This window comes from Streptococcus sp. HMSC066F10 (genome assembly GCF_001813805.1).
Classification (GTDB): Bacteria; Bacillota; Bacilli; order Lactobacillales; family Streptococcaceae; genus Streptococcus; species Streptococcus vaginalis.
In genome coordinates this window covers 1-2,386 of the sequence record NZ_KV814005.1, presented here as the reverse complement: position 1 = coordinate 2,386, position 2,386 = coordinate 1, and the positions used below count along the sequence as shown (strand labels likewise).

The window sequence follows — 2,386 nt, the reverse complement described above, 5'->3', positions numbered from 1 at the left end:
CACACGAGCCGACCCGCCGTGCTAAGCCTTGATGGCCTCCAAGCCCGCTGATAAACTCCGCTACGTCGAGAGCGCCTGCTTTAGCTGCTCCATATCTCTGAACCCTTCGGGGTAGTGCCTCGATGCCCTGAACGCCGATTTCTCCTGCCAGAGAGTCGGCGTTTTCCTTTGGGTCATCCGGTGGTCGTTCCTCCATCGGCGGCCCTCCGTGCGATGAGGAACCCAATGGGTCCAGCCAGCATCTCGCGGCCCAGCCGGACGGCGTCCGGCGACAAGCCCTGATCGCAGGCAAACGAGCCGGAAACCCGCATGGATGCTGGCTTGGAGCAATTGTTTGTATGTATCAAGGGAAGAGCGCCGGCCGGCGCCAAGTGCCGGGGCAGGCCCGTCCCAAGGCGTCGTCCCGCGCTCACTTCTTTTCCTCGTACGACAAATTGACTGTCGCGCCAGGTGCCCACGCACGCACCGGCACGGAGATCTGCGAGCCGACCTGGTCGGCGTACTTCGTCAGATCGGGAACCGTGAGGGTGTAGAGCTGCACCAAGCCGCGGGAGTCGAGGCCTTCCACCTGGAGTACTGACCGGGGCTGGATGACCTCGCCGGTCTTCTTGTTGACACCACCACCGAGAGTGGTGGCAGCGCGAACGGTGCCTGTGAGAGTCAGCATCAGTGCGTCTCCTCATCAGGGATCAAACCGTGCTTTTCGATGGCCTCCTGCGCGAGCTTGACGGCTTGCAGCGTGGCGGCCGTGAGGAACTCACGCTTGCTCATGTCGAGCAGCTGGCAGACATCTTCCACGTCGCTGAACAGCTCGGGGTGAACGTCGAATTGCAGCTTCTTCAGCTTGAGCTGCTCGGCAGTCTCCGGGTCTCTGAGGAAGTGATCCATCAGGCCGTAGTTGCCACGTTTGTAAAGCTCGTCGAGAGCTTTATGCTGGATGAGGGAATCAAGGTCCACATCGGCTCCAATTGAAGGTTGCAGGAACGACAATTGTTACCAGACGAAAGGCCGATGTAAAGCCTTACGCGTGCAGGATACGAATTCAGAGCCCTTTTTGTGGTCCACGCAGCCTGTTTTGCATGCGCGAAGACGGGCAGGGGAGGGGAGGGCGCTGGGCACGCGGCGCATCGCTGCGTTGGCGTGAGAGCCGTGGCTCTGCATGGGGGGCATACCCCCCATACCCCCTTAGGCCGCTGGCTGATCCTCCACCGGGTCTCCCAGGACGCCGTAGTCAGTCTCGGCGAATGCCGGCCGACCATGCTTCAACAGCAGGTGTTGGTAGGTGTCAAAACGATCACAGAGGCGAGACAGGGTGGATACCGCGAGGCAGCAAAACGACGCCTCGTCGGGATTCGAGCTGCGCCAGATCTCGATCAACGCTTGGGCTTCGGCCAGAGGCCCGTGGATCTCGCGTTCAGCTTCGCCCAGCTCGGGCGCAATAGACTTCTTCTCAGCCATTTTTCATCTCCAACACAGATGGGTTTTGGTTAGGCCTCGGTGGGTGTTGACGCACTCACCGGGGCCGCTTTCGCTGTTGAACGCTCTGCGTGAATCAGCCTGAGCGAGGTGCTAGCACCTCGCATATCCTGCCCCGCGAAGAACATTCATCCGTGCACTCAGGCGGGTCGATCTTTCCTCCTCTGAAGGTCGTATCCGCGACCGGTCAGGTAGCGGTAAAAAAGGGTGCGAAAGGGGAGGTCGTCGAAGGGCTCGTCAATGAGCTGCTCCGGCACCACCACCGAACGGAAGCAGCCAGCAGATCCGATGAGTCTCTTTCCGCGCAAGGTCTCGTAGCAGTGCCACGTGTCCTCAACAGGCTGATCCGAAAACTTCACCGCGTACTTGAACACCTCGAGGAAGCCACTCACAGGATCCTCCTGGCTGATCGGCCGTACGTCCACCACGTGGCTATCACCAGTGATGTTTTTCCACTCAGCCGAGAGCTGCAGCTGGTCAGGCTGATGCTCAGCGATCGCGATCATGTGCAGATGCGGATGCCAGAGCCCAGAACCTGTGCCGCGCTTCACTTCGTACGACCACACAGCACCCATAACACCATCGAGGCAAGAGCCGCGAGCACGGTGTTTCCGCATCCATAGCTCTCGCTGGCCACGATGGAGGTGCTTAAAACGCTCAGCCAAGTCATTGCCATCCTTAACGGTCAGAGTCACGAGAAAGGGCTTTAAAGAGGCGTTCGACCCTCTAAGCACCTCCCACCTATCCAGGTAGCTTTTGAGGGCCTTGCTGCCCCTCCTGATGGCGCACAGGGGGCATAGGAGATGCTTCATGCAAAGCGAAGCTGCATGCAACCGCACTTCGTCGACGGTGAAGTAGTGCCGGAACATCAAATAGTCCCCACACGAGCCGACCCGCCGTGCTAAGCCTT

General features: G+C 59.8%; 5 protein-coding genes. All 5 read right to left on the bottom strand.

Features of this window, described 5'->3' with window-relative positions; all coding sequences use genetic code 11:
- A partial coding sequence (locus HMPREF2933_RS10200) for a hypothetical protein (protein WP_222563621.1) occupies positions 1–196 on the bottom strand: 196 nt, incomplete at its 3' end.
- Positions 197–409: 213 nt separating this feature from the next.
- Positions 410–667: a hypothetical protein gene (locus HMPREF2933_RS09505; RefSeq protein WP_070544389.1), complete on the bottom strand. Its 258-nt coding sequence runs from the start codon at positions 665–667 to the stop codon at positions 410–412.
- The gene (locus HMPREF2933_RS09500) at positions 667–957 is read right to left on the bottom strand and encodes a hypothetical protein (protein ID WP_070574462.1); all 291 of its coding nucleotides are present in this window, start codon (positions 955–957) and stop codon (positions 667–669) included. Before HMPREF2933_RS09500 ends, HMPREF2933_RS09505 begins: the two co-directional genes overlap by 1 nt.
- 228 nt (positions 958–1,185) lie before the next feature.
- A complete protein-coding gene (locus HMPREF2933_RS09495) occupies positions 1,186–1,458 on the bottom strand; it encodes a hypothetical protein (RefSeq protein ID WP_070544383.1) in 273 nt (90 codons plus the stop codon).
- 158 nt (positions 1,459–1,616) lie between these two features.
- Positions 1,617–2,386 (bottom strand): protein rep (locus HMPREF2933_RS10165; RefSeq protein WP_222563620.1); only part of this gene is annotated, 770 nt, incomplete at its 5' end.

Coding starts and splice junctions, on each gene's coding strand:
- HMPREF2933_RS09505 (WP_070544389.1), bottom strand. CDS start 667: ATGCTGACTCTCACAGGCACCGTTCGCGCTGCCACCACTCTCGGTGGT.
- HMPREF2933_RS09495 (WP_070544383.1), bottom strand. CDS start 1,458: ATGGCTGAGAAGAAGTCTATTGCGCCCGAGCTGGGCGAAGCTGAACGC.